At 63.1% G+C, this 23,681-nt stretch carries 23 protein-coding genes; 3 read left to right on the top strand and 20 right to left on the bottom strand.

The window, feature by feature from the left end; translation table 11 throughout:
- Positions 1-56 precede the first annotated feature (56 nt).
- The 6 genes from acpP to GST84_18995 form a co-directional block, all read right to left on the bottom strand.
- The gene (gene acpP, locus GST84_18970) at positions 57-293 is read right to left on the bottom strand and encodes an acyl carrier protein (protein ID XGB14292.1); all 237 of its coding nucleotides are present in this window, start codon (positions 291-293) and stop codon (positions 57-59) included.
- 203 nt (positions 294-496) lie between these two features.
- Complete coding sequence (gene fabG, locus GST84_18975; protein XGB14293.1) at positions 497-1,237, bottom strand: 3-oxoacyl-ACP reductase FabG; 741 nt, start codon at positions 1,235-1,237, stop codon at positions 497-499.
- Positions 1,238-1,252: 15 nt separating this feature from the next.
- Complete coding sequence (gene fabD / locus GST84_18980) at positions 1,253-2,191, bottom strand: ACP S-malonyltransferase (GenBank protein ID XGB14294.1); 939 nt, start codon at positions 2,189-2,191, stop codon at positions 1,253-1,255.
- 127 nt (positions 2,192-2,318) lie between these two features.
- A complete protein-coding gene (plsX, locus tag GST84_18985; GenBank protein ID XGB14295.1) occupies positions 2,319-3,329 on the bottom strand; it encodes a phosphate acyltransferase PlsX in 1,011 nt (336 codons plus the stop codon).
- Positions 3,330-3,332: 3 nt separating this feature from the next.
- The gene (gene rpmF, locus GST84_18990; GenBank protein ID XGB14296.1) at positions 3,333-3,515 is read right to left on the bottom strand and encodes a 50S ribosomal protein L32; all 183 of its coding nucleotides are present in this window, start codon (positions 3,513-3,515) and stop codon (positions 3,333-3,335) included.
- Positions 3,516-3,528: 13 nt separating this feature from the next.
- Complete coding sequence (locus GST84_18995) at positions 3,529-4,056, bottom strand: metal-binding protein (GenBank protein ID XGB14297.1); 528 nt, start codon at positions 4,054-4,056, stop codon at positions 3,529-3,531.
- Between the two features lie 96 nt (positions 4,057-4,152).
- Here GST84_18995 and GST84_19000 point away from each other — a divergent pair, with 96 nt between their 5' ends.
- Complete coding sequence (locus GST84_19000) at positions 4,153-4,731, top strand: septum formation inhibitor Maf (GenBank protein ID XGB14298.1); 579 nt, start codon at positions 4,153-4,155, stop codon at positions 4,729-4,731.
- A gap of 711 nt (positions 4,732-5,442) precedes the next feature.
- Here the strand turns inward: GST84_19000 and GST84_19005 are convergent.
- From GST84_19005 to rluC, 3 genes are read right to left on the bottom strand one after another with little or no spacing between them, the layout of a single operon-like run.
- Positions 5,443-6,432, bottom strand: coding sequence for a S49 family peptidase (locus tag GST84_19005; protein XGB14299.1), 990 nt, complete (start codon positions 6,430-6,432; stop codon positions 5,443-5,445).
- Between the two features lie 6 nt (positions 6,433-6,438).
- Positions 6,439-7,113: an HAD-IA family hydrolase gene (locus GST84_19010; protein XGB14300.1), complete on the bottom strand. Its 675-nt coding sequence runs from the start codon at positions 7,111-7,113 to the stop codon at positions 6,439-6,441.
- Positions 7,114-7,116: 3 nt separating this feature from the next.
- Positions 7,117-8,073 (bottom strand): 23S rRNA pseudouridine(955/2504/2580) synthase RluC, encoded by a 957-nt coding sequence (rluC, locus tag GST84_19015; GenBank protein XGB14301.1) that lies wholly within the window; start codon positions 8,071-8,073, stop codon positions 7,117-7,119.
- A 797-nt stretch (positions 8,074-8,870) separates the two neighbouring features.
- Between rluC and GST84_19020 the strand changes: the two genes are divergently transcribed.
- A complete protein-coding gene (locus GST84_19020) occupies positions 8,871-12,143 on the top strand; it encodes a ribonuclease E (protein ID XGB14302.1) in 3,273 nt (1,090 codons plus the stop codon).
- Positions 12,144-12,260: 117 nt separating this feature from the next.
- Here the strand turns inward: GST84_19020 and murB are convergent, their stop codons facing one another.
- From murB to GST84_19060, 8 genes are all read right to left on the bottom strand, one after another.
- A complete protein-coding gene (murB, locus tag GST84_19025) occupies positions 12,261-13,280 on the bottom strand; it encodes a UDP-N-acetylmuramate dehydrogenase (protein XGB14303.1) in 1,020 nt (339 codons plus the stop codon).
- The gene (locus GST84_19030; GenBank protein ID XGB14304.1) at positions 13,277-13,741 is read right to left on the bottom strand and encodes a low molecular weight phosphotyrosine protein phosphatase; all 465 of its coding nucleotides are present in this window, start codon (positions 13,739-13,741) and stop codon (positions 13,277-13,279) included. The genes murB and GST84_19030 overlap by 4 nt, the downstream gene beginning before the upstream one ends.
- The gene (gene kdsB, locus GST84_19035) at positions 13,741-14,505 is read right to left on the bottom strand and encodes a 3-deoxy-manno-octulosonate cytidylyltransferase (GenBank protein ID XGB14305.1); all 765 of its coding nucleotides are present in this window, start codon (positions 14,503-14,505) and stop codon (positions 13,741-13,743) included. Before kdsB ends, GST84_19030 begins: the two co-directional genes overlap by 1 nt.
- Positions 14,502-14,687, bottom strand: a complete 186-nt coding sequence (locus GST84_19040) for a Trm112 family protein (GenBank protein XGB14306.1) — start codon at positions 14,685-14,687, stop codon at positions 14,502-14,504. The genes kdsB and GST84_19040 overlap by 4 nt, the downstream gene beginning before the upstream one ends.
- Before the next feature lie 44 nt (positions 14,688-14,731).
- A complete protein-coding gene (locus GST84_19045; GenBank protein ID XGB14307.1) occupies positions 14,732-15,733 on the bottom strand; it encodes a tetraacyldisaccharide 4'-kinase in 1,002 nt (333 codons plus the stop codon).
- Positions 15,733-16,167, bottom strand: a complete 435-nt coding sequence (locus tag GST84_19050) for a biopolymer transporter ExbD (protein ID XGB14308.1) — start codon at positions 16,165-16,167, stop codon at positions 15,733-15,735. Before GST84_19050 ends, GST84_19045 begins: the two co-directional genes overlap by 1 nt.
- On the bottom strand, positions 16,164-16,799 hold the full coding sequence (locus tag GST84_19055) for a MotA/TolQ/ExbB proton channel family protein (GenBank protein ID XGB14309.1): 636 nt from the start codon (positions 16,797-16,799) through the stop codon (positions 16,164-16,166). The genes GST84_19050 and GST84_19055 overlap by 4 nt, the downstream gene beginning before the upstream one ends.
- 1,467 nt (positions 16,800-18,266) lie before the next feature.
- Complete coding sequence (locus GST84_19060; GenBank protein XGB14310.1) at positions 18,267-20,480, bottom strand: DNA internalization-related competence protein ComEC/Rec2; 2,214 nt, start codon at positions 20,478-20,480, stop codon at positions 18,267-18,269.
- Between the two features lie 142 nt (positions 20,481-20,622).
- On the opposite strand from GST84_19060, the gene GST84_19065 reads away from it, so the two are divergent.
- On the top strand, positions 20,623-21,255 hold the full coding sequence (locus tag GST84_19065) for a DUF2062 domain-containing protein (protein ID XGB14311.1): 633 nt from the start codon (positions 20,623-20,625) through the stop codon (positions 21,253-21,255).
- On the opposite strand, the gene GST84_19070 is transcribed toward GST84_19065, so the two are convergent.
- From GST84_19070 to GST84_19080, 3 genes are all read right to left on the bottom strand, one after another.
- Positions 21,139-21,918 (bottom strand): ABC transporter permease, encoded by a 780-nt coding sequence (locus GST84_19070; GenBank protein XGB14312.1) that lies wholly within the window; start codon positions 21,916-21,918, stop codon positions 21,139-21,141. The genes GST84_19065 and GST84_19070 overlap by 117 nt on opposite strands.
- Positions 21,915-22,847 (bottom strand): ATP-binding cassette domain-containing protein, encoded by a 933-nt coding sequence (locus GST84_19075; GenBank protein ID XGB14313.1) that lies wholly within the window; start codon positions 22,845-22,847, stop codon positions 21,915-21,917. The genes GST84_19070 and GST84_19075 overlap by 4 nt, the downstream gene beginning before the upstream one ends.
- A 133-nt stretch (positions 22,848-22,980) precedes the next feature.
- Positions 22,981-23,604, bottom strand: coding sequence for a glutathione S-transferase (locus GST84_19080; GenBank protein XGB14314.1), 624 nt, complete (start codon positions 23,602-23,604; stop codon positions 22,981-22,983).
- Positions 23,605-23,681 lie beyond the last annotated feature (77 nt).

Genomic DNA, 23,681 nt, shown 5'->3' on the forward strand with positions numbered 1-23,681 from the left:
GCACGCCGGCGAAGGCAGTGCGGTTTTCCCCGACAAGTAGCGTCGACTGTAGCGTCTTAGGCCTGGTGGGCCAGGACGTAGTCGATAGCAGCTTGAACGGTAGTGATCTTCTCGGCTTCTTCGTCAGGGATTTCGGTCTCGAATTCCTCTTCCAGAGCCATCACCAGTTCAACGGTGTCAAGCGAATCGGCACCCAGGTCATCGACGAAGGACTTGGAGTTAGTCACTTCTTCTTCCTTGACGCCCAGTTGCTCGGCGACGATTTTCTTGACGCGTTCTTCGATGGTGCTCATACCTAGTTTTCACTCCTAATGGATATATGTCAGGCAGCTGGCCGGTGGCTAATTTTATAGAAAGACGTTCGCTTTTCAAGCGAAACGCACCTTCAGGCTAGTCACCCCACCCGCTGCCTGGAATCTGGTTGCAGCTTTATAACGGATTTTAGGCTCGCAGTATGACTCTTTTTTTACGAAACCCGTCACATTGAGTTGCAGTATTACATGTACATCCCGCCGTTGACCGGCACGGTAGCGCCAGTCACGTAGGCTGCGCCGTCGGACGCCAGGAACGAAACCACCTTGGCAATTTCGTCAGCCTGGCCCAAGCGGCCCAGCGGAATCTGGGTCTGCAGGGCTTCGCGCTGAGCTTCCGGCAGCTCGCGAGTCATGTCGGTATCGATGAAGCCTGGGGTCACCGAGTTGACGGTGATACCACGCGAACCCACTTCACGCGCGAGGGCGCGGCTGAAACCTTCCAGACCGGCCTTAGCAGCCGCGTAGTTGGCCTGACCTGCGTTACCCATGGCACCGACGACCGAGCCGATGCTGATAATACGACCCCAACGTGCCTTGGTCATGCCACGCAGCACGCCCTTGGACAGACGGTAGAGGCTGTTCAGGTTGGTGTCGATGACATCGAACCACTCGTCGTCTTTCATGCGCAGCATGAGGTTGTCGCGGGTGATACCGGCGTTGTTGACCAGGATGGCCGGCGCGCCGAACTGCTCGCCAATGGCGGCCAGTACGGCTTCAACCGATTCGGCGCTGGTCACGTTCAGCTCCATGCCGGTGCCGGTGATGCCGTGCTCTTTCAGGGTGGCAGCGATACGCTCGGCGCCGGACGCCGAAGTGGCGGTACCGATCACGGTCGCGCCCTGGCGGCCCAGCTCTAGGGCGATGGCCTGGCCAATGCCACGGCTGGCGCCGGTAACCAGTGCAACTTTACCTTGCAGGCTCATGCAAGCTTCTCCAAATCAGGCCAGTGCCGCACGGGTGGCAGCAACGGCGTCAGGGGTGTTGAGGTTGTAGGTGGTCACGCCGTCGGCGCAACGCTTGTTAAGGCCAGCCAGTACCTTGCCCGGGCCACACTCGACCAGGTTGACCGCACCGTTGGCGGCCAGGGTCTGCACACACTCGACCCAGCGTACCGGCTGGTACAGCTGTGCCAGCAGGTCGTGCTTGAGGGCATCGAGGTCGGCGGCGACGGCGGCAGTGACGTTCTGCACCACCGGAATCTGCGGGGCCTTCCAGTCAATGGCATTGACCGAATCGGCAAAGCGCTCGGCGGCCGGCTTCATCAGGGCACAGTGCGACGGGACGCTGACCGCCAGCGGCAGGGCGCGCTTGGCACCTTTGGCCTTGCACAGTTCCATGGCGCGATCTACCGCAGCCTTGTTGCCGGCGATGACCACCTGACCAGGCGAGTTGAAGTTCACGGCACTGACCACTTCATCCTCAGCGGCTTCGGCGCAGATTTCCACGACCACAGCATCGTCCAGGCCGAGAATGGCAGCCATGGCGCCGTGACCGGCCGGTACGGCTTCCTGCATCAGCTGACCGCGGCGCTCGACCAGGCGAACGGCGTCTTTCAGGCTGATGCTGCCGGCGGCGACCAGAGCGCTGTATTCGCCCAGGCTGTGACCGGAAACGAAGGCAGGCTTGGCACCGCCCTCTTCCAGCCACAGGCGCCACAACGCGATGGACGCGGTGAGGATCGCCGGCTGGGTCTTGTCGGTCTGGTTAAGTTGCTCTTCCGGGCCGTCCTGGACCAGCTTCCACAGGTCGTAGCCGAGCGCTTCGGACGCTTCCTTGAAGGTTTCGATGATCACTGGCTTCTCGGCGCCGAGCTCGGCGAGCATGCCCAGCGATTGGGAACCTTGACCGGGAAAGACGAATGCGAGGGATGCAGACATTGAACAAGCCCTTATGATCTTGTCGTCGGATAGTGTGCGCCAGGCCCGAGGCCAGGCGCGGAATCTGAAAACTTGGATGGAAACACAGACCAAGCGGTCACATTTAAGCACTTCATCGGCGAAATGCCTAAGGCAACAGGTCTTCAAGGCGGCCATGCAGCCGCTGCGGCAGGTTTTCCTGAATTTCGATCAGCGCCCGCTGGATGGCACTCTGAAACCCCTGCACGCCCGCCGAACCATGGCTCTTGATAACGATACCCTGCAGCCCCAGGAAGCTCGCCCCATTGTGCCGCGCCGGCGCCAGGTCGGCTTGCAGACGTTTAAGCAGCGGCATGGCAACGGCTCCGGCAACGCGGGCAAAAGCACCGCCCTTGAACAGTTTTTCGATGCGCGCACCGATCATCGTCGCCAGGCCTTCGCTGGACTTGAGCAGTATGTTGCCGACAAAACCGTCGCACACCACCACGTCTGCCTCACCCCGGTACAGGCCATCCCCTTCGACGAAACCGACATAGTTGAGGCCGCGGGCATTCTGCAACAGCGTGGCAGCCAGCTTGACCTGCTGGTTACCCTTGATGTCCTCGGTACCGATATTCAACAGCGCGACCCTTGGCCGGTGCACACCCAGAGCCTGGGCAGCCACAGAGCCCATTACAGCGAACTGGTAGAGGTTTTCGGCACTGCAGTCGACATTGGCGCCCAGATCGAGCAGTTGGCAGTAACCCGTCTGGGTCGGGATCGCCGCCACCATGGCCGGCCGGTCGATACCCGGCAGAGTCTTGAGCACAAAGCGCGACAACGCCATCAGCGCCCCGGTATTGCCGGCACTGACGCAGGCCTGGGCTTTTCCGTCGCGTACCAGTTCGAGGGCGATGCGCATCGACGAATCCGGCTTGCCGCGCAACGCCTGGGATGGCCGCTCGTCCATGCCGACCACCTCACTGGCGGCGACAATCTGCAGGCGCGCGCGATCCGCAGCTGGCAGGCCACTGACGAGATCTTCAAGGAGGGAGGGTTGACCGACGAGGGTCAGGTGCAGCGAGGGGGTAGCCGAAAGGCAGGCAATGCTAGCCTGGACAATGCTGCGGGGACCGAAGTCCCCGCCCATTGCGTCGATCGCGATGACCTGAGCGGACAAGGATTACTCGTCAGCGCCCTTGTCGACCACTTTGCGACCACGGTATACGCCTTCTGGCGAAACGTGGTGACGCAGGTGAACTTCACCGGTGGTTTTCTCTACCGACAGCGCGTTTTCCGACAGGGCGTCGTGCGAACGGCGCATGTCACGGGCAGAGCGGGATTTTTTGTTCTGCTGAACAGCCATAATTGATTAACTCCTAAACGTTTGGGTCACGCTTTAACTGCGCCAAAACACTGAACGGGTTGGACCGCGATACCTCGTCCTTGCTCGATTCGGGCTCGTCTGCGCCCGCCGGCTGCTGGCATTCTTCCGGATGATGAGCAGGCACGATTGGCAAGGCGAGCAAAAGCTCCTCCTCGACCAATGCCTGCAGATCCAAAGGATCTTCGCCCAGTTCCAGCACGTCATAGCCTTTCGGCAACGACTGGGTATTCGCACCCTCCTTCACCACTGCGTAAGTACATTCGCTGTGGATCGGCAGGGTGACCAGCTCAAGACAACGCTGGCAAACCATCTTGACTTCGACGTCCAGCTCGCTGTGGATAACCACCACGTGCTGTTCATCTCGTTCAAAATCGAACTTCGCCTGCACCGTACCGACATTGTCGGAAAGCGGGTCGCAGAGTCTTTCCAAATCAGCGAGTTGCAGCGAACCGTTAAGGGTTACGCCACGATCGGCTAATTTGCGCGGGTCAACGTGAGGTGGAATCGGGTCATTCAACATAGGCGCAGCATTCTAGGGATGCCCCCCGCCCCTGTCAAAGGAAATTAGGCGGCATCGTGCGTGATAGAATTGGTTCAACCGAACCCGGAGTCTACCATGCTTCCTTTGTTACTGGCTTCCAGCTCTGCCTATCGCCGCGAACTGCTCGCACGCCTGCACCTGCCCTTCACCTGGGCAAGCCCCGATATAGACGAGCAACGCCTGGATGGCGAGCCGCCCGTGGAGCTGGTACGCCGGCTGGCCAGGCAAAAGGCCGAGGCACTGGCAGACAGCTACCCTGGGCACCTGATTATCGGCTCGGACCAGGTTGCAGTATTGGGTGAGCAGGTGCTGGGCAAGCCGCACACGTTCGAGCGCGCCTGCGAGCAACTGCTGGAGTGCAGCGGGCAACAGGTGAGCTTTCTGACCGGGCTGGCGCTGCTCAACAGCTCAACCGGGCACTGCCAGGTGGATTGCGTGCCGTTTACGGTGACGCTGCGCGAGTTGAGCAGGGAGCGGGTCGAGCGTTATGTGGCAGCGGAACAACCGCTGGATTGCGCTGGCAGCTTCAAGGCGGAGGGGCTGGGGGTTAGCTTGTTCCAGGGCACGCACGGGTGCGATGCGACCAGCCTGATCGGGCTGCCGTTGATTCGGCTGGTGGATATGCTGATGAAGGAAGGGGTGGAGATACCTTAGCCTGGCTTGAGTTTTTTGTTGTCAGCGAGGTCGAGCGCCGCCCGCGCGGCGCATCGCGAGCTACGCTCGCTCCTACGTTTGTTTCAGGCCAGTAACGCCTGTTACAGGCGCGCGCGACCGCCTTGTTTGTGCGACGCGATATTGCGTCATGCGCCAAGGCGTTCGCGTGCAAATGGCACAGGAATGGAAGGGGTGGAGATACCTTAGCCTGGCTTGAGTTTTTTGTTGTCAGCGCGATCGAGCGCCGCCCGCGCGGCGCATCGCGAGCTGCGCTCGCTCCTACGTTTGTTTCAGGCCAGTAACGCCTGTTACAGGCGCGCGCGACCGCCTTGTTTGTGCGACGCGATATTGCGTCATGCGCCAAGGCGTTCGCGCGCAAATGACACAGGAATGGAAGGGGTGGAGATACCTTAGCCTGGCTTGAGTTTTTTTGTTGTCAGCGAGGTCGAGCGCCGCCCGCGCGGCGCATCGCGAGCTACGCTCGCTCCTACGTTTGTTTCGGGCCAGTAACGCCTGTTACAGGCGCGCGCGACCGCCTTGTTTGTGCGAGGTGATATTGCGTCATGCGCCAAGGCGTTCGCGTGCAAATGGCACAGGAATGATTGGCCTGAAACAAACGCAGGAGCGAGCGCAGCTCGCGATGCGCCGCGCGGGCGGCGCTCGACCTCACAAACCCCGCGAATCGCGCGACAAACACCGCGCGACGAGCCCTCAGCGCAACTGCAGCCCCTGGAACCCCATCCACATCGCCAGGTGCTCAGCCACGCTGGCCCCCACGCGCTTGGAGAAGCGATCGAACGGCGACTCCTGAACGGTGAAGTCCACCAACTCTTTCTCACCCACGATCTCACGCGCCACATAGCTGGCACTGCCCAGGCCATCCACAAGCCCCAACGCCTTGGCCTGCTCACCCGACCAGATCAGGCCACTGAACAACTCCGGGTGCTCCTTATCCTTCAGGCGCTCACCCCGCCCCTGCTTGACCATGGCGATGAACTGCTGGTGCGTGGTATCCAGCACACCCTGCCAGAACCGGGTCTCTTCTGGTTTTTCCGGCGAAAAAGGATCAAGGAACGCCTTGTGCTCACCCGAAGTGTAGGCACGCCGCTCGACCCCCAGCTTCTCCATGGTGCCGACAAAGCCATAACCGGCCGCCGTCACGCCAATGGAACCCACCAGGCTGGCCTTGTCGGCATAGATCTCGTCCGCCGCACTGGCGATGTAATAGGCACCGGAAGCACCAAGATCAGTGATGACCGCATACAGCTTGATGGCGGGATACTCAGCACGCAGGCGACGGATTTCGTCATACACGTAACCCGCTTGCACCGGGCTGCCACCCGGGCTGTTGATGCGCATCACCACAGCCTTGGTCTTGTCGTCCCTGAACGCCTCTCGCAAGCTCTTGACGATGTTGTCGGCGCTGGCAGCCTCCTGATCGGCAATCACCCCGCGCACCTCGACCAGCGCGGTATGGCTGGCACTGCGCGAAGCAGCCTTGTCCATGTCCATCAGCGGCGAGAACAACGCCAGAATGCCGAACAAGTAGACGAAGGTCAGCAGTTTGAAGAAGATCCCCCAGCGCCGTGACCGTCGCTGCTCCTGCACGCTGGCCAGCAAGGTCTTTTCCAGCAGCTTCCAGCTGTTGCGCTCTTCGCGCTCCTCGCGCTCGGCCTCGGGGGCTTTCCATTCGTCTGCCATGCTTACCTACCTTGGAAGTGGAATTGCGGAACCACCCAGCCACTCGCGCAACTGGGAAAAGTGATCGATGCATACCTGCGGACCAAACTCGGCCAGCGCCTGCAGCGACATGGCACCATAGCCAACCGCCACCGAATGCATGCCGGCATTGCTGGCCATTTGCAGGTCGAATGCCGAATCTCCGACCATCAGCGCACGCGCCGGTTCGACACCACAATGGCCGAGGATTTCCTCAAGCATCAGCGGGTGCGGCTTGCCCCGGGTCTCGTCAGCGGCGCGGGTGATATCGAAGAACTGCTCCCAACCATTGGCCTTGAGCACCCGATCCAGCCCGCGACGGGCCTTACCGGTGGCCACCGCCAGGCGGTAACCCTCGGCACGAAAGGCATCCAGCGACTCGACCACGCCATCGAACAGCGGCGAAGGCTGCTGATCCAGCGCAACGTAGACATCGGCATAGTGCTGGCGGAAGCTGGCAACCCCTGCGGGCGACAGGTGCGGGTACAAGGTATGGATCGCCTCGTCCAAGGCCAGACCGATGATACCCTTGACCGCAGCGTCGCTGCTCTGCGCCTCGCCGGCACGCTCGGCGGCAACATTCATGGCCTGGACGATACGCCCAATGGAATCGGCCAGAGTGCCATCCCAGTCGAAGATCAGTAGCTCATAGCCCTTTTTCATGGATCAGGACGCACTCAGCCGTTCAATGGTTTTCGCCCAAACCTCATCCACAGGCGCCTCAAGCTTCAACTCGCCACCGTCTGGTAGCGGCACGGTCAACGCATAGGCATGCAGGAACAGGCGCTTGCCACCCAGCTCACGAATTTCGCGACTGAAATCTTCGTCGCCGTATTTGCTGTCGCCAGCGATCATGTGCCCGGCATGCAGGGTATGCACGCGGATCTGATGGGTACGACCGGTGATCGGGCGCGCCTCGACAATGGTGGCAAAGTCACCAAAGCGGCGCAGCACGCGAAACAGGGTGAGCGCCTCCTTGCCTTCCTCGTTCACTTCGACCATGCGCTCGCCAGAACGCAGGTTGCTCTTGAGCAACGGCGCGTTGACCTGCTTTTTCGAGGTTGGCCAGTGGCCGCGCACCAGCGCCATGTAGCGCTTGTCGACACCATCGCCGCGCAGGGCGGCATGCAGGTGGCGCAGCATGCTGCGCTTCTTGGCAATCATCAACAGGCCAGACGTGTCGCGATCCAGGCGGTGCACCAGCTCCAGCTCCTTGGCGTCGGGGCGCAACTGGCGCAGCGCCTCGATCACCCCGAAGCTCAGGCCACTGCCGCCATGCACGGCGATGCCGGCCGGCTTGTTCATCACGATAAGCGCCTTGTCTTCGTAGACAATGGCGGCTTCCAGGCGCTGCAGCAGGCCTTGGGCCACCGGTGCCGGCTCGTCTCGCTCCGGCAGGCGAACGGGCGGCACCCGTACGATGTCGCCGGCCTGGATTTTGTACTCCGGCTTGACGCGGCCCTTGTTGACCCTCACCTCACCCTTGCGCAGGATGCGGTAGACCAGTGTCTTGGGCACGCCCTTGAGGGCCGTGATGAGGAAATTATCGATGCGTTGGCCGGCAAGCTCCGGCGCGACTTCGATCAGCTGAACGCCGGAAGTCGGAGGGGTATTGGTCGTCATTGCGGGATCATAACAATTTTTTATGGAATTGAAGCACTTAATCATTGCTGCTATAGTCGCGAACGCCGCCAAAAGCGGCAGGCCAGCGGCACCAGGCTCTTTGCCGGTCCCTGACCTTCGCAATTCTCCAGGACGCGAGGCCGTCCTACGGGGTTTTCGCCAGTTTACCGAAATGCCTGGAATCGCCACCAGCGCCGTGTAGAGAAGACCGAAAAAAAACGACAAGTGCGGTGTTTCACCTGCTTACCCGATTCTTTTCGCTGCACCTCTGCCCGCGAGTCGCTTCCACGCAACGCCCGGCGAATGCTTCGGAAATACCTGCCTTGGACATGAATGGCGCCAGCGCAGAACCAGCGCTGGCGAAAAATGCAACCCGTTGCGGATTCAGCGCGCGGCAGCACCCGAATTATCAGGGATACGTGCAGGGTGGAGATGCACAGCCCTCGGACCGTGTAGCACCGCGTCCGGCCACCAGCCCACTGACGGCTGGTGAGCGGATAAGGTCCTGAACAGATGCCCACCGGGCGTCCACGGCTGACGGTTGATTCCTCCTCCTGACTGAGTGCACAAGGCCCGCTTGGTTGATTCGGATACCTATTCGAAGCCACCGGGGCCTTGTTGGCACCGCAGCAAACAGGACGCGTCGTCGCGACAACGGCAGGCTGGGCAACCGGCTGGTGCCGAACGTCGCTCGACACGGGGGTGGCCCGGCCACCCTTTGCGCACCTTGGCACCGACCATGAGACGTCGTGTGTGCCGAACGCCGTTTCCGGCAGCCCGGAAACCGACGGTACAACATGAAAAGAATGCTGATTAACGCGACTCAACCCGAAGAGTTGCGTGTAGCCCTGGTGGACGGCCAACGTCTCTACGATCTGGACATCGAGTCCGGCGCGCGCGAGCAGAAAAAGGCCAACATCTACAAAGGCAAGATCACCCGCATCGAACCCAGCCTCGAAGCCGCCTTCGTCGACTTCGGTTCCGAACGTCACGGCTTCCTGCCGCTGAAAGAAATCTCCCGCGAGTACTTCAAGAAGGCCCCAGAAGGCCGGGTCAACATCAAGGAAGTGCTCAGCGAAGGCCAGGAAGTCATTGTCCAGGTCGAGAAGGAAGAGCGCGGCAACAAAGGCGCCGCCCTCACTACCTTCATCAGCCTGGCCGGCCGCTACCTGGTGCTGATGCCCAACAACCCACGTGCCGGTGGCATCTCCCGCCGCATCGAAGGCGAAGAGCGCAACGAACTGCGCGAAGCGCTGAACGGCCTGACCGTGCCGGGCGACATGGGCCTGATCGTGCGCACTGCCGGCCTTGGCCGCAGCAGCGAAGAAATGCAGTGGGACCTGGACTACCTGCTGCAACTGTGGACCGCCATCAAGGAAGCGTCGCTAGACCGCGCCGCGCCATTCCTGATCTATCAGGAAAGCAACGTCATCATCCGCGCCATTCGCGACTACCTGCGCCAGGACATCGGCGAAGTGCTGATCGACAGCATCGAAGCCCAGGAAGAAGCGCTGACCTTCATCCGCCAGGTGATGCCGCAGTACGCCAGCAAGGTCAAGCTGTACGAAGACAGCGTGCCGCTGTTCAACCGCTTCCAGATCGAAAGCCAGATCGAGACGGCCTTCCAGCGCGTGGTTGACCTGCCGTCCGGTGGCTCGATCGTGATCGACCCGACCGAAGCCCTGGTGTCCATCGACATCAACTCGGCGCGCGCCACCAAAGGCAGCGACATCGAAGAAACCGCCCTGCAGACCAACCTGGAAGCGGCCGAGGAAATCGCCCGCCAGCTGCGCCTGCGTGACATCGGCGGCCTGATCGTCATCGACTTCATCGACATGACCCCGGCGAAGAACCAGCGCGCCGTTGAAGAGCGCGTTCGCGAATGCCTGGAAGCCGACCGCGCCCGCGTGCAGGTAGGCCGCATCTCACGCTTCGGCCTGCTGGAAATGTCCCGCCAGCGTCTGCGCCCATCGCTGGGCGAAAGCAGCGGCATCGTCTGCCCACGCTGCTCCGGCACCGGCATCATCCGTGATGTCGAGTCGCTGTCGCTGGCCATCCTGCGCCTGATCGAAGAAGAAGCCCTGAAGGACCGCACCGCCGAAGTACGTGCCCAAGTGCCGATCCCGGTGGCCGCCTTCCTGCTGAACGAAAAGCGCAATTCGATCACCAAGATCGAGCTGCGCACCCGTGCGCGCATCATCATCCTGCCGAACGACCACCTGGAGACCCCGCACTTCGAAGTCCAGCGCCTGCGCGACGACAACCCTGAAGTGCTGAACAACCAGTCCAGCTACGAAATCGCCGCCGCCGAAGCCGAAGAAGCGCCGCAGCCGACCGCCACTCGCACCCTGGTACGCCAGGAAGCCGCAGTGAAGACGGCCCCGGCCCGCGCCAACGCACCGGTACCGGCCGCCGCTGAAGAGTCCCAGCCTGCCGCCCCGGTCGCCCCTGCCCCGAGCGCTCCGGAGCCAAGCCTGTTCAAGGGCCTGGTGAAGTCGCTGGTCAGCCTGTTCGCCGGCAAGGACGAGCCTGCCGCCGCGCCAGTGGTTCCCGCCGCCGAAAAACCGGCTGCCGAACGCAGCCCGCGCAACGAAGAGCGCCGCAACGGCCGCCAGCAAAGCCGCAACCGCAACGGCCGCCGCGACGAAGAACGCAAGCCGCGTGAAGAGCGTGCCGAGCGTGCACCGCGCGAGGAACGCGCCCCACGTGAAGAGCGTGCACCGCGTGAGGAGCGCGCCCCACGCGAAGAACGTGCACCGCGTGAAGAACGTGCTCCACGCCAGCCACGCGAAGACCGCCGTAGCAACCGCGGCGAAGAGCGCGTTCGCGAACTGCGCGAGCCGCTGGACGCTACCCCGCCAGCCGAACGTGAAGAGCGCCAGCCGCGTGAAGAGCGTGCTCCACGCGAAGAGCGCGCACCTCGTGAAGAGCGTGCCCCTCGCGAAGAACGTGCTCCACGCGAAGAGCGCGCCCCTCGTGAAGAACGTGCTCCACGCGAAGAGCGCGCCCCTCGTGAAGAACGTGCTCCACGCGAAGAGCGCGCACCTCGTGAAGAACGTGCTCCACGTGAAGAACGCGCACCTCGTGAAGAACGTGCTCCACGTGAAGAGCGCGCCCCTCGCGAAGAACGTGCCCCGCGCCCACCACGCGAAGAGCGCCAACCACGCGCTGCCGAAGAAGCAACCGAACAGGCTGCCGAACTGGCCGAAGAGCAACTGCCAAGCGAAGAGCTGCTGCAAGACGAGCAGGAAGGCACCGATGGCGAGCGCCCGCGCCGCCGCTCCCGTGGCCAGCGTCGTCGCAGCAACCGTCGTGAGCGTCAGCGCAACGCCAATGGCGAGCTGATCGACGGCAGTGAAGAAGAAGGCAGCGAAGAGCAGCCACAACAGCACCAGGCCACCGAGCTGAGTGCCGAACTGGCCGCCGGCCTTGCCGTGACTGCCGCTGTTGCCAGCAGCAACATCAGCTCCGACGCAGAAGCCCAGGCCAACCAGCAGGCCGAACGTGCCACCGCCGAAGTCGCTGCTGTTGCAGAAACCGAAAGCAGCGAAGCCGCCCAGCCGGCTGAGCCCGTCGAAGCAGTCGCCAAAGCTGAAGAAGCAGCCGTGGCCCCAGCGGTAGAGCAGCCGGTCACCGAGCCAGTGACCGTAGCCGAGGCAACTGCCGAGCCTGTGGTCGAAACTGCCCCGCAGCCTGTTGCTGAAAATACTCCTGCTGTTGAGCCGGCCGTGGTTGCAGAACCCGTGGCCACTCAAACCCCAGTAGAAGCCCCTGCGGTGGAAGGCGGCGAGAGCGAACAGGCCCCGGCCATGGTCGAAGTCACCCCGGTTGCCGTGCAGCCTGCCCCGGTTGTCGAAGCCCAGCCAGAAGTGGCGGCCGAACCTGCACCTGCAGCGGCCGAACCTGCCACTGTCATGCTGGCCAACGGCCGCGCACCGAACGACCCACGTGAAGTGCGTCGCCGCAAGCGTGAGGCCGAGGCTGCTGCCAAAGCCGCACAGGAAGCTGCTGCAGCCTCCCAGGAGCCAGCCTTGGAATCCGCCGATGAGCACAAACCTCATCACGGCTGATAGCCAAAGCTGAATGAAAAAGCCCCGCCAGTTCGCACTGGCGGGGCTTTTTTTGGCTTGCTGTCCCGGCCTCTTCGCGGGTAAACCCGCTCCTACGGGAGGTTCACAGGCAGCCAATCAGTAAAGATTAGGCTCCATCTCCAGCTCAACCCCAAACCGCTCGAGGATATCCGCCTGGATCTGCCGCGCCAGCGCATGCATCTGCGCCCCGCTCGCCTGCCCATAGTTGACCAGCACCAGCGACTGCAAGCGATGCACGCCAGCATCACCCTCACGATGGCCCTTCCAGCCCGCCTGCTCGATCAACCAGCCCGCCGCCAGCTTCACCTGACCATCAGCCTGGGGATATGCCACAACCCCCGGATACTGCGCACGAATACGCTCGACCAGATCAGCCGTCACCACCGGGTTCTTGAAGAAGCTCCCGGCATTGCCAAGCTCTGCCGGGTCTGGCAGCTTCTCGCGGCGAATGCTGCAGATTGCATCACTGATCGCTTGCGCGGTCAGCTCGCTCTCACCCTGCTCAGACAGGCGTTGGCGCACCGGACCGTAGTCCAGTTGAGCGTGCAGGGTGCGGGTCAAGGCAAAGCGCACACGCAAGATCAACCAGCGGCCGGGGTTGCGCTTGAAAAGGCTGTCGCGATAGCCGAAAGCACATTCCGCCAAACTGAAGTCATGCAGCTCGCCAGTCTCACGATCCAGGGCTGTCAGCCCGTTGAATACGTCCTTGATTTCCACCCCGTAAGCGCCCACGTTCTGCATCGGCGCGGCACCCACGGTGCCAGGGATCAGGCTGAGGTTCTCCAGCCCGCAATAGCCCTGCGCCAGCGTCCACTGCACAAACGCGTGCCATGGCTCACCGGCCTCGGCCTCGACCACGATACGCTCGCCATCGTCACTGAGCACACGCCGACCGCGGCTGGCCATGTGCAGCACCAGAGCATCGATATCGCGGGTCAGCAGCAGGTTGCTGCCACCACCGATCACAAATACCGGCAGGCCCTTCTGGTGTGCCTGGCTCAGTGCCTGACGCACCTGCTGGTCGTCCTGCACCTGGCTGAAATAGCGCGCCTTCACGTCAATGCCGAAGGTATTGTAAGGCTTGAGCGATACCTGCTCCTGCCACTGCACTGTCATAGACGCCCCTTGATTTCCAGCACCAGCGACTGGCAAGCCGCTTCCACCAGATCCAGCACCTGCTCGAAGCCGTCGGCGCCACCGTAGTACGGGTCTGGCACCTCATCCAGTGCTGCTCCGTAACGGCGCAAGAACAGGTCGAGTTCGCCCACCGCCGTGGACGGACGCAGGGCGCGCAGATCGCGCAGGTTGTGCTCATCCATGGCCAACACCAGGTCGTACTCGGCGAAGTGCGATGCCTTGACCTGCTGGGCGCGTTGTTGAGACAAATCGTAACCGCGTGCCAGAGCCGCCTTGCAGGTGCGGCTGTCTGGCGCTTTGCCGACATGCCAGTCACCGGTACCCGCAGAAGCTACCTGCACCTTGTCGGCGAGCCCCGCGGCGTGCAACTGATGGCGAAGCACGCCTTCGGCAGTGGGCGAGCGGCAGATGTTGCCCAGGCAAACAAACAGGACGCGCATCAGGCCTCCAGCAAGCGCCGTACGCGCTCCAGATCCTCAGGGGTATCTACACCCACGGCAGGCGCCTCGATGGCGTCCTCGATGTGAATGCGCACGCCGTGCCACAGGGCACGCAGCTGCTCCAGCGCTTCGGCCTGCTCAAGCCAGCATGGGCCCCAGCTGACGAAGTGCTGCAGGAAGCCGACACGGTAGGCATACATGCCAATATGGCGGCGATATGGCACACCATGCGGCAGCACGTCACGGCCCTTGGCAAAGGTATCGCGGGCCCAGGGCAGCGGCGCCCGGCTGAACGTCAGAGCCAGGCCGTTCTTGTCACTCACCACCTTGACCGCGTTAGGGTTGAACACGGTTTCCGGCTCATGGATAGGCTCGGCCAGGGTGGCGATGCCGGCTTCCGGATGTGCAGCCAGGTTGGCCGCCACCTGGTCGATGATCACCGGCGGGATCAGCGGCTCATCACCCTGCACGTTGACCACGATGGCATCAGCCGGCAAGCCAAGGTGGGCAGCCACTTCGGCCAGCCGGTCGGTGCCGGACTCATGATCGGCACGGGTCATCAGCACTTCGGCGCCGAAGGCCTGGCAGGCTTCGAGGATGCTGGTGTCGTCGGTGGCGATGACCACACGGCTGGCACCGCTCTTGCGGGCTTGCTCCCACACATGCTGCACCATCGGCTTGCCAGCAATCAGCAGCAGCGGTTTGCCTGGCAGGCGCGTGGAGCGCAGCCGGGCGGGAATCACTACCGTAAAATCCAGGCTCATTTGTCAAGGCGCTCGTCGTCGGTCAGGGTGCGCGCCTCGCTTTCCAGCATGACCGGGATACCGTCGCGAATCGGGTAGGCCAGGCCAGCGCCTTTGCTGATCAGCTCGGTCTTGTCGGCGCTCAGCTTGAGCGGGCCCTTGGTGATCGGGCAGGCGAGGATATCGAGCAGTTTGGTGTCCATTGGAGGCTTCCTTTAGGCCAGGTGGCCGGAAATTGAAAACGGGCTCAGGGTTGGCGCAACAAGCGTTGCAGCTGGTTGTCGAACCAGGCGCTGAAAGCCGGCGTAGGCTGCGCTTCGACGGCCAGGTACCACCAGTCGTCCGCGGCAAAGGCCCGGCATTTCACCGCATCCTTCTCGGTCATGACCAGCGGCAGTGGCGGGCTGAAAGCCAGGCTCCGGGCACTGAACTGCGCATGGTCGGCAAAGGGATGCGGCACCGGCTGCCAGTTTAGCCCCAGCAGGGTGTTGAAGAAACGTTGCGGGTTGCCGATACCGGCTACCGCATGCAAGCGCTGGCCGGCGGGGAAATAGTCGAGCGGACGGCGCTCGCCACTGCGCAGGTTGACCAGGGCGGACGGCTGCAGGCGGAAACCGAAACCATCGGTGCGGTCTTCGCTGGCGCCGTTGAACAGCACCGCGTCAGCCTCACGCAAGCGCTCGGCCGGCTCACGCAACGGCCCCGCCGGCAGGCAGCGGCCATTGCCCAGGCCGCGGGCAGCGTCGATCAGCACCAGTTCCAGGTCACGGGCCAGGCGGTAATGCTGCATACCGTCGTCGCACAGGATCAAGTCGAGGGGTTCGCTGGCCAGCAATGCCTGCACGGCCTGGGCACGATCGGGGTCGATCATCAGTGGCACGCCGGTGCGTTGCACGATCAGCAGCGGCTCGTCGCCCGCCTGACCGGCCGGCTGATCGGCCTGCACCCGCCACGGCAGCCGTGGAGGCTTGGCACCATAGCCACGGCTGACCACGCCCACCTTCAGCCCTTGCTGGCGACAGTGCTCGATCAGCCAGAGGATCATTGGCGTCTTGCCGGTGCCACCGACGGTGATATTGCCCACCACAATGACCGGTACCGGTGCCCGGTAGCTGGCACTGTCACCCCTTAGAAAACGCGCGCGCTTGCGCGTGACCACGCGGCGATACAAGGCCTCCAGCGGTCGCAGCAGCGCCAGCGACGGATGCCCGGCGTACCAGGCGGCGAGCAAGCGGTCGGTGAAAGCCATCAAGGCGTGCCCTGGGCCGCCTCGACGGTGGTCATGCGCAACTGGCTGAAACCGAGCTTGCCGGCAGCATCCATTGCGGTGACCACCGCCTGGTGCGGGGTCTTGCCGTCGGCGCTGATGGCCAGCGGCAGCGTGTTGTCGCCGCCCGACTCGCGCTCTATGGCCTCGCTCAGGGTGGCCAGGTCGCTTTTGGGTAGCAGGTGGTTGTTCACCGAGTACACGCCTTCGGCGCTGATGGTGATTTCCACCAGCTTGCCCTGGTCAGCCGGCGCCCGCTCGGCGCTGGTGGCCTCGGGCAGCTCGACGCGCAGTTGGGTCTCGCGCGTGAAAGTGGTGGTGACCACGAAGAACAGCAGCAGGACGAACACCACGTCGATCAGCGACGCCAGGTTGATGTCGACGTTCTCCCGCTGGCGATTGCGCCGGAACTTCACCCCTTGCCTCCGGCCACTTCCACTTCACGGTCGCCCTGGATCACTTCCACCAGCTTGATCGCCTCCTGCTCCATGCCGATCACCAGTTCATCAATGCGACGCAGCAGGAAGCGGTGGAAGAACACCGCCGGGATACCGACCATCAGGCCAGCCGCAGTGGTGACCAGGGCCTTGGAGATACCACTGGCCAGTACGGCGGCGTTGGCGGTCATCTGCGAGCCCATGAAGGCGCTGAAAATGTCGATCATACCCAGCACGGTGCCCAGCAGGCCCAGCAGAGGCGCCATGGCGGCGATGGTGCCGAGGGTACTGATGTAGCGTTCCAGTTCGTGGATGACGCGCGAGGCGGCCTCCTCGATGCACTCTTTCATGATTTCCCGACCGTGACGCGAATTGGCCAGGCCCGCCGCGAGGATTTCCCCCAGTGGCGAATCGGCACGCAGGGCCTTGAGCTTGTCACTGGTCAGTTGCTTGTCCTTGATCCAAATCCACACCTGGCCCAGCAGGTGCGGCGGGGTGACGCGACTGGCGCGCAAGGTCCACAGCCGTTCGACGACGATAGCCATGGCAGCGATGGAGCTCAGAATGATCGGCAGCATCATCCAACCACCGGACTTGACCAATTCCCACACAATAAACGCCCCTTCGGAAAAAGGCCGCCACTCTACCATAGGCGCGCCGGGGGCTCATCTGCCGGAGGTCAGGGAATTGGGGGTGGGGCTGACGGGTGCTTGCCGTTACAGGTTCAGCGGCCGTGAGATCGAGCGCCGCCTGTATGGCGGTAGAGGTGCGTCGCCTGGGAGACCGAGCGCCGCCTGTATGGCGGTAGAGGTGCGTCGCCTGGGAGACCGAGCGCCGCCCGCGCGGCGCATCGCGAGCTGCGCTCGCTCCTACGTTTGTTTCGGGCCAATCATTCCTGTGGGATTTGCGCGCGAACGCCTTGGCGCATGGCTCGATATCGCGCCGTACAAACAAGGCGGTCGCGCGCGCCTGCCACAGGCGTCACTGGCCAGAAACAAACGTAGGAGCGAGCAAAGCTCGCGATGCGCCGCGCGGGCGGCGCTCGATTTCTGCCACCCCCTAAAACCGACGGCAAACACACCCGGCCATTGCGCAACGTCATGCCAGGCGGTGTGGCCTTGAGGGTATGGCGGTAGAGGTGCGTCGCCTGGGAGACCGAGCGCCGCCCGCGCGGCGCATCGCGAGCTGCGCTCGCTCCTACGTTTGTTTCGGGCCAATCATTCCTGTGGGATTTGCGCGCGAACGCCTTGGCGCTTGGCGCGATATTGCGCCGAACAAACAAAACGGTCGCGCGCGTCTGCCGCAGGCGTTACTGGCCCGAAACAAACGTAGGAGCGAGCGCAGCTCGCGATGCGCCGCGCGGGCGGCGCTCGATTTCTGCCACCCCCTAAAACCGACGGCAAACACACCCGGCCATTGCGCAACGTCATGCCAGGCGGTGTGGCCTTGAGGGTATGGCGGTAGAGGTGCGTCGCCTGGGAGACCGAGCGCCGCCCGCGCGGCGCATCGCGAGCTGCGCTCGCTCCTACGTTTGTTTCGGGCCAATCATTCCTGTGGGATTTGCGCGCGAACGCCTTGGCGCTTGGCACGATATTGCGTCGTACAAACAAGGCGGTCGCGCGCGCCTGTCACAGGCGTCACTGGCCAGAAACAAACGTAGGAGCGAGCGCAGCTCGCGATGCGCCGCGCGGGCGGCGCTCGATTTCTGCCACCCCATAAAACCCACGGCAAACACACCCGGCCATTGCGCAACGTCATGCCAGGCGGTGTGGCCTTGAGGGTATGGCGGTAGAGGTGCGTCGCCTGGGAGACCGAGCGCCGCCCGCGCGGCGCATCGCGAGCTGCGCTCGCTCCTACGTTTGTTTCGGGCCAATCATTCCTGTGGGATTTGCGCGCGAACGCCTTGGCGCTTGGCGCGATATTGCGTCGTACAAACAAAACGGTCGCGCGCGTCTGCCGCAGGCGTTACTGGCCCGAAACAAACGTAGGAGCGAGCGCAGCTCGCGATGCGCCGCGCGGGCGGCGCTCGATCTCATGGCCGCTAAACCTGTAACGACGTACACCTAACACCTAACCCCCTAATCCAGTTGAGCCCGCCAAAACCGCCGCTGCCCCCGAACGAACTCAACTTCTCCCTGCCGCCCCAACACCAACCGCAACGCGCCCTCCACCGCCGTGTCATGCACCGCCAACCCATGCCGCTGATAACGCTCCATCACCTGCACATGCGGGTGCCCGAAGCTGTTGTTGCGCCCTCGCGAAATCAATACCCCCCGCGCTGCGGTTGCCCGAATGAACGCCTCGGTGGACGAGCTGCGGCTGCCATGATGCGGCGCCTGCAGCCAGTCGATACGCGGCGCTTCAGTCTCTGCCAACCAGGCCCGTTCGGCCGCAGCTTCCATATCCCCCGCCAGCAGCAGACGCTCGCCCTGCGCCTCTATCAACAACACACAAGAACGGTCATTGCTGCTCTGCCCGTCCGCCCAGCGCCACAGCGAAAAACGCACGCCATCCCAGTCCCATTGCTCGCCACTGACGCAAGGCTGCAATTGCACGTCATCCAGCGCTTCCCCACCAATTGCCCGCCTGACCGGCAGACCACGTTGTATTGCCGCAGCACCGCCAGCATGGTCAGCATGTGCATGACTGATCACCATCAGGTCGAGGCTACCCACCCCCAGCTTGCGCAGAGTCGACAGCACCACCCGCTCCCCCAGGTCGCTCTCTCCCCGGGCCGGACCGGCATCGTAGAGCAGGGTGTGATGCCTAGTCTGCAGCAGCACCGCCAGCCCCTGACCGACATCCAATTGCCAGACCTCGACCTGGCCGAACGGCACTGGCTCCCTGGGCACCCACAGTGCCAGCAACATGACCACACCCAACCCACGCAAAGGCACGCCACGGGGAAGCAGCACCAGCAGCGCACCCAGCACCACCAGTAGCCAGGCCCACCCTGGCAGCACCGGGGGCACCCACGCCGGATGCTGCTGCGCCACCAACGCCAGCAACCGGAACAGCCATTCCAGCAGGCCACCCGCCATCCACAGCAGCGCGTCCCCTACCCCACCCAGCGGCAGCAGCACTGTACCCAGCAACGCCAACGGCAACACCGCCAGGCTGACCCATGGCACCGCGACAAGATTGGCCAGCGGCGCACTCAGGCTCACCGGCAACCCCGTGGCCAGCAACACCGGCAGCAAACCAATGGCGATCACCCATTGCGCACGCGTCCAGGCCTGCCAGGGCCGCCAACCCCCCAACCGGGCACTGAAGCAGTAGATGAGCGTGGCCACGGCGGCGAACGACAGCCAGAACCCAGGCAGCAACGCCGCCAGTGGCTCGAAGACCAGCACAGCGACCAGTGCAAGCAGCAACGGAAAAAAAGCGCCAAGGTGGCGAAAGCGCAGACGCCAGAGCAGCACCACGGCCAGCATCAGACAGGCCCGCTGCACTGGCACCCCACCACCCGCCAGCCAGCCGTAGGCCAGCGCTGCGGCCATGGCCAGGCCACAGGCCCAGGGTAACCACGGTAGCCTTGCCGGCCATAGCCCCCAACGCGCCAGCCCGGCGACCAGGCCATAGAGCAAACCGGCGACCAGGCCGATGTGCTGGCCGGAAATCACCAGCAGGTGCACCGTGCCGGTGGCCTGCAACGTCTGCCAGTCCTCCCGGGCCAGGCCCGCACCATCGCCAAGCACCAGTGCCACCAGCGCGGCCTGCCGGCCATTGGCTTCGACCATCAGCAAGCGTTGACGCAGCGCATCGCGCCAACCACCGGCGACTGGCGCCAGCAACTGCCCGGCCTTGACCGTACCCGTAGCCCCCACCCGTCGCGCCAGCAACTGCGCTTCCCGGTCAGGCCCGTGCGGGTTCAGCAGCCCGGCCGGGCGCTGCAAGGTCACCGCCAGCCGCCACTGCTCGCCCGCCCGCAGCGGCGGCCCATCGAACCAGCTCAGTTGCAAACGCTGAGGCAGTTCGGCCCGCCGCGAGCGTGGCGCTTCCAGCTCGAAACGCACGCCTTGTGCAGTGCGGGCCGGCAAACCCGCCACCCGCCCCTCCAGCCACAAGGTGCGCCCCTCCAGGCCGGCAGCCAGACGATCATCAAGGGCCTGCTGAGCAGACCCGCACGCCCAACACAGGCCCAGCAGAAACCAACCCAACGGCCAGACGCGGGTAAACAGGCTGCCGACAGCGCAGGCCGCCAGGGTTATCAACCATCCGACCGATGGCAATGCGGGCAGAAAGCCCAGGCACAACAGCCCGAGCGCGAGCGCAAACATCCCTGTGCGCATGAGGTAGAGCTCCAGAAGGCGAGTCACCTCCTGAGGCATAGCTCAATTGCCGGCATCGCTTGCTCAACAATTGTCACAAACTCTAAACGAGGCGGAGCAGGATTAAGGGCATACTGCCAGGGTCAACGCTCCGGGAGCCTACATGCCGCGCCGACTTTTCAAACGCTACATGCCGGACCCGACCAGCATTCGGGAACACAAGTCCTTACGCTTTTTCGGCAAATTGCTGCACGACCCCAACCTCTGGCACCTGAACCGCCATTCGGTGGCCAGAGCCATGGGTGTGGGCCTGTTCGCGGCGCTTATTCCCATACCGATGCAGATGCTGCTGGCGGCGGCCCTGGCGATCCCGGTGCGCGGCAACCTGCCGGTCGCCGTCAGCCTGGTGTGGCTGACCAACCCGTTGACCATGCCGCCGGTGTTCTTCGTCACCTACATGACCGGTGCCTGGCTGATGCAGGTACCGCCGCGCACCCTGCCCGACGAGCTGACCTTCCAGTGGATCACCGACCAGCTGTCGACGCTGTGGCAACCCTTCCTGCTCGGCTCGGTGGTGTGCGGCGTGGTGCTGGGCATCCTCGCCTACTTCACCACCATGTTCTACTGGCGCTGGTGGGTGGGCCGGCAGTGGCGTCGTCGCCAATGCCGGTGCAAGGCTTCAGGCCCGCATGCCACGGCCGCTGACCAGCAAGCGAACGCAAACAACGTAGAGCACCGCAGTGGCCACCAGCATGAAGGTGATCGCCGTGCCAATGCTGATATCCGACACCCCTAGAATGCCGTAGCGGAACGAGTTGACCATGTGCAGCACCGGGTTGGCCAACGACACGGTCTGCCAGAACGGCGGCAGCAGGTTGATCGAGTAGAACACTCCGCCCAGGTAGGTCAACGGCGTCAGCACGAAGGTCGGGATGATCGAAATATCGTCGAAGTTACGCGCAAACACGGCGTTGACGAAGCCAAGCAGCGAAAAGATGGTGGCCGTCAGCAGCACAACCACCACGGTCACGCCCAGGTGGTGCACCTGCAGGTCGGTGAAGAACATCGACAAAATGGTCACGATCACACCCACCGCCAAACCACGCAGCACCCCACCCAGCACATAGCCGACGAGAATGGTGTGCGGCGACACCGGCGACACCATCAGTTCTTCGATCGAGCGCTGGAACTTGCTGCCGAAAAAGCTCGACACCACGTTGCCATAGGAGTTGGTGATCACCGACATCATGATCAGCCCCGGCACGATGTACTGCATGTAGGTGAAGCCACCCATATCGCCGATCTGCCGGCCAATCAGGTTACCGAAGATGACGAAGTACAGCACCATGGTGATCGCTGGCGGCAGCAACGTTTGCGGCCAGATGCGCAGGAAGCGCCGCACTTCGCGGTAGACGATGGTGTTCAGGGCGACCCAGTTGGTGCGCAGTTCCACACTCATACGGCCACCTTCGACAGGTTTTTTTCCACCAGGGACACGAACAGTTCCTCAAGTCGGTTGGTCTTGTTGCGCAGGCTCTGCACCTCGATGTTCTGCAGCGCCAGCTGGCCGAACAGCGCGGTGATGCCGATGTCCTTGTCCACCTGCACTTCCAGGGTATGCGGGGTCAGCAGCCGGCACGGGTAGCCCTGCAGTACCGGCGCCGCGGCCAGGTCCTGCTTGAGGTCGAGCACAAAGGTTTCGACATGCAGTTTGCCCAGCAACTGGCGCATGCTGGTGTTCTCGACGATGGTGCCATGGTCGATGATGCCGATGTTACGGCACAGCTGTTCAGCCTCTTCCAGGTAGTGGGTGGTGAGGATGATGGTGATGCCCTTCTGGTTCAGCTCGGTAAGGAAGCTCCACATCGAGCGGCGCAGCTCGATATCCACCCCGGCGGTGGGTTCGTCCAGGATCAGCAGACGCGGTTCGTGGATCAATGCGCGGGCAATCATCAGGCGCCGCTTCATGCCGCCAGACAACGAACGCGACTGCACATCACGTTTGTCCCACAGGCCCAGCTGGGTCAGGTACTGCTCGGCACGCTCCTTGGCCAGCTTGGGCGGGATGCCGTAATACCCGGCCTGGGTCACGACGATGTCGAAGGTCTTCTCGAACTGGTTGAAGTTGAACTCTTGCGGCACCACGCCCAGGCAACGCTTGAGCGCGGAGGGCTCGCGGTCCAGGTCGTGACCGAACACGCTCACTGTGCCGCTGGTCTTGTTCACCAGGGTCGAGAGAATGCCAATGGTGGTGGATTTGCCGGCACCGTTGGGGCCGAGCAAGGCGAAGAAGTCGCCTTCGGCAACATCGAGGTCGATGCCTTTGAGGGCCTGAAAGCCATTGCCGTAGGTCTTGGTCAGCTGTCGGATGGACAGGGCAGAACTCATAGCGGGTCACTTACCGAAGAAAAAGGTGCAGGACACGCCAGGTAAAGTCACTGGCGCAGTGCGTGCAGCCATGGTGCAAGGCCAGGCTGCACAAGTACAGTCACATCTATTGATAATGACTATCGAAGCGGGTTCAAGTGAGCGCAGTCATCACTGCGGCCTGGTAGGCCGGGCGTTGCTTCAGGCGCTCATACCAGGTCTGAAGGTGGTACATGTCGGGGCGCTCGATGGGCATTTCGAACCAGGCATAGATGAAGCTACCCAGTGGGATGTCGCCCATGCCGATCTGGTCACCGGACAGGTACGGCTGATTGGCCAGGGTTTCGTCGGCAATGGCCAGTAATTGCGCGCACTGCTTGTGCGCGGCGTTGATCGCCACCCAGTCGCGCTGGTCTTCCGGCGTGCGCAGCAGGCCCCAGAACAGGGGCCGGAATGGGGTAGCGAAGGACGATGTGGTCCAGTCCATCCATTTGTCGGCCAGGGCGCGTTGGCGTGGGTCTGCCTGATACCAGCCCTGCTCAGTGCCGTACTCCGCGCACAGGTAGCGGACGATGGTGTTGGACTCCCACAAGGTCAGGTCGCCGTCTTCGAGCATCGGCACCAGACCGTTGGGGTTTCGGGCACGGTAGTGCGGCTCGTTGACCACGCCGAAGGCGCCACCGGCGTCGATGGACTCGAAGTCCAGGCCCAGTTCGTGGGCGATCCACAGTGCCTTGCGCACATTGCTCGAATTCTTGCGGCCCCAGATCTTCAGCATGGCAACATCCTTTTGAATGCGGAGGTGGGCACAGTCTACTCCAGACCTTCGCCGCCTGTACTGGCCTCTTCGCGGGC

The sequence above is a fragment of the Pseudomonas putida genome, from assembly GCA_041879295.1.
Taxonomy (GTDB): domain Bacteria; phylum Pseudomonadota; class Gammaproteobacteria; order Pseudomonadales; family Pseudomonadaceae; genus Aquipseudomonas; species Aquipseudomonas putida_Y.

What these genes read in the sequence shown, in the direction of transcription:
- acpP (XGB14292.1), bottom strand. Translation starts at nt 293, where the DNA reads ATGAGCACCATCGAAGAACGCGTCAAGAAAATCGTCGCCGAGCAACTG.
- fabG (XGB14293.1), bottom strand. Translation starts at nt 1,237, where the DNA reads ATGAGCCTGCAAGGTAAAGTTGCACTGGTTACCGGCGCCAGCCGTGGC.
- fabD (XGB14294.1), bottom strand. Translation starts at nt 2,191, where the DNA reads ATGTCTGCATCCCTCGCATTCGTCTTTCCCGGTCAAGGTTCCCAATCG.
- rpmF (XGB14296.1), bottom strand. Translation starts at nt 3,515, where the DNA reads ATGGCTGTTCAGCAGAACAAAAAATCCCGCTCTGCCCGTGACATGCGC.
- GST84_18995 (XGB14297.1), bottom strand. Translation starts at nt 4,056, where the DNA reads ATGTTGAATGACCCGATTCCACCTCACGTTGACCCGCGCAAATTAGCC.
- GST84_19000 (XGB14298.1), top strand. Translation starts at nt 4,153, where the DNA reads ATGCTTCCTTTGTTACTGGCTTCCAGCTCTGCCTATCGCCGCGAACTG.
- GST84_19005 (XGB14299.1), bottom strand. Translation starts at nt 6,432, where the DNA reads ATGGCAGACGAATGGAAAGCCCCCGAGGCCGAGCGCGAGGAGCGCGAA.
- GST84_19010 (XGB14300.1), bottom strand. Translation starts at nt 7,113, where the DNA reads ATGAAAAAGGGCTATGAGCTACTGATCTTCGACTGGGATGGCACTCTG.
- rluC (XGB14301.1), bottom strand. Translation starts at nt 8,073, where the DNA reads ATGACGACCAATACCCCTCCGACTTCCGGCGTTCAGCTGATCGAAGTC.
- GST84_19020 (XGB14302.1), top strand. Translation starts at nt 8,871, where the DNA reads ATGAAAAGAATGCTGATTAACGCGACTCAACCCGAAGAGTTGCGTGTA.
- murB (XGB14303.1), bottom strand. Translation starts at nt 13,280, where the DNA reads ATGACAGTGCAGTGGCAGGAGCAGGTATCGCTCAAGCCTTACAATACC.
- GST84_19030 (XGB14304.1), bottom strand. Translation starts at nt 13,741, where the DNA reads ATGCGCGTCCTGTTTGTTTGCCTGGGCAACATCTGCCGCTCGCCCACT.
- kdsB (XGB14305.1), bottom strand. Translation starts at nt 14,505, where the DNA reads ATGAGCCTGGATTTTACGGTAGTGATTCCCGCCCGGCTGCGCTCCACG.
- GST84_19040 (XGB14306.1), bottom strand. Translation starts at nt 14,687, where the DNA reads ATGGACACCAAACTGCTCGATATCCTCGCCTGCCCGATCACCAAGGGC.
- GST84_19045 (XGB14307.1), bottom strand. Translation starts at nt 15,733, where the DNA reads ATGGCTTTCACCGACCGCTTGCTCGCCGCCTGGTACGCCGGGCATCCG.
- GST84_19060 (XGB14310.1), bottom strand. Translation starts at nt 20,480, where the DNA reads ATGCGCACAGGGATGTTTGCGCTCGCGCTCGGGCTGTTGTGCCTGGGC.
- GST84_19065 (XGB14311.1), top strand. Translation starts at nt 20,623, where the DNA reads ATGCCGCGCCGACTTTTCAAACGCTACATGCCGGACCCGACCAGCATT.
- GST84_19070 (XGB14312.1), bottom strand. Translation starts at nt 21,918, where the DNA reads ATGAGTGTGGAACTGCGCACCAACTGGGTCGCCCTGAACACCATCGTC.
- GST84_19075 (XGB14313.1), bottom strand. Translation starts at nt 22,847, where the DNA reads ATGAGTTCTGCCCTGTCCATCCGACAGCTGACCAAGACCTACGGCAAT.
- GST84_19080 (XGB14314.1), bottom strand. Translation starts at nt 23,604, where the DNA reads ATGCTGAAGATCTGGGGCCGCAAGAATTCGAGCAATGTGCGCAAGGCA.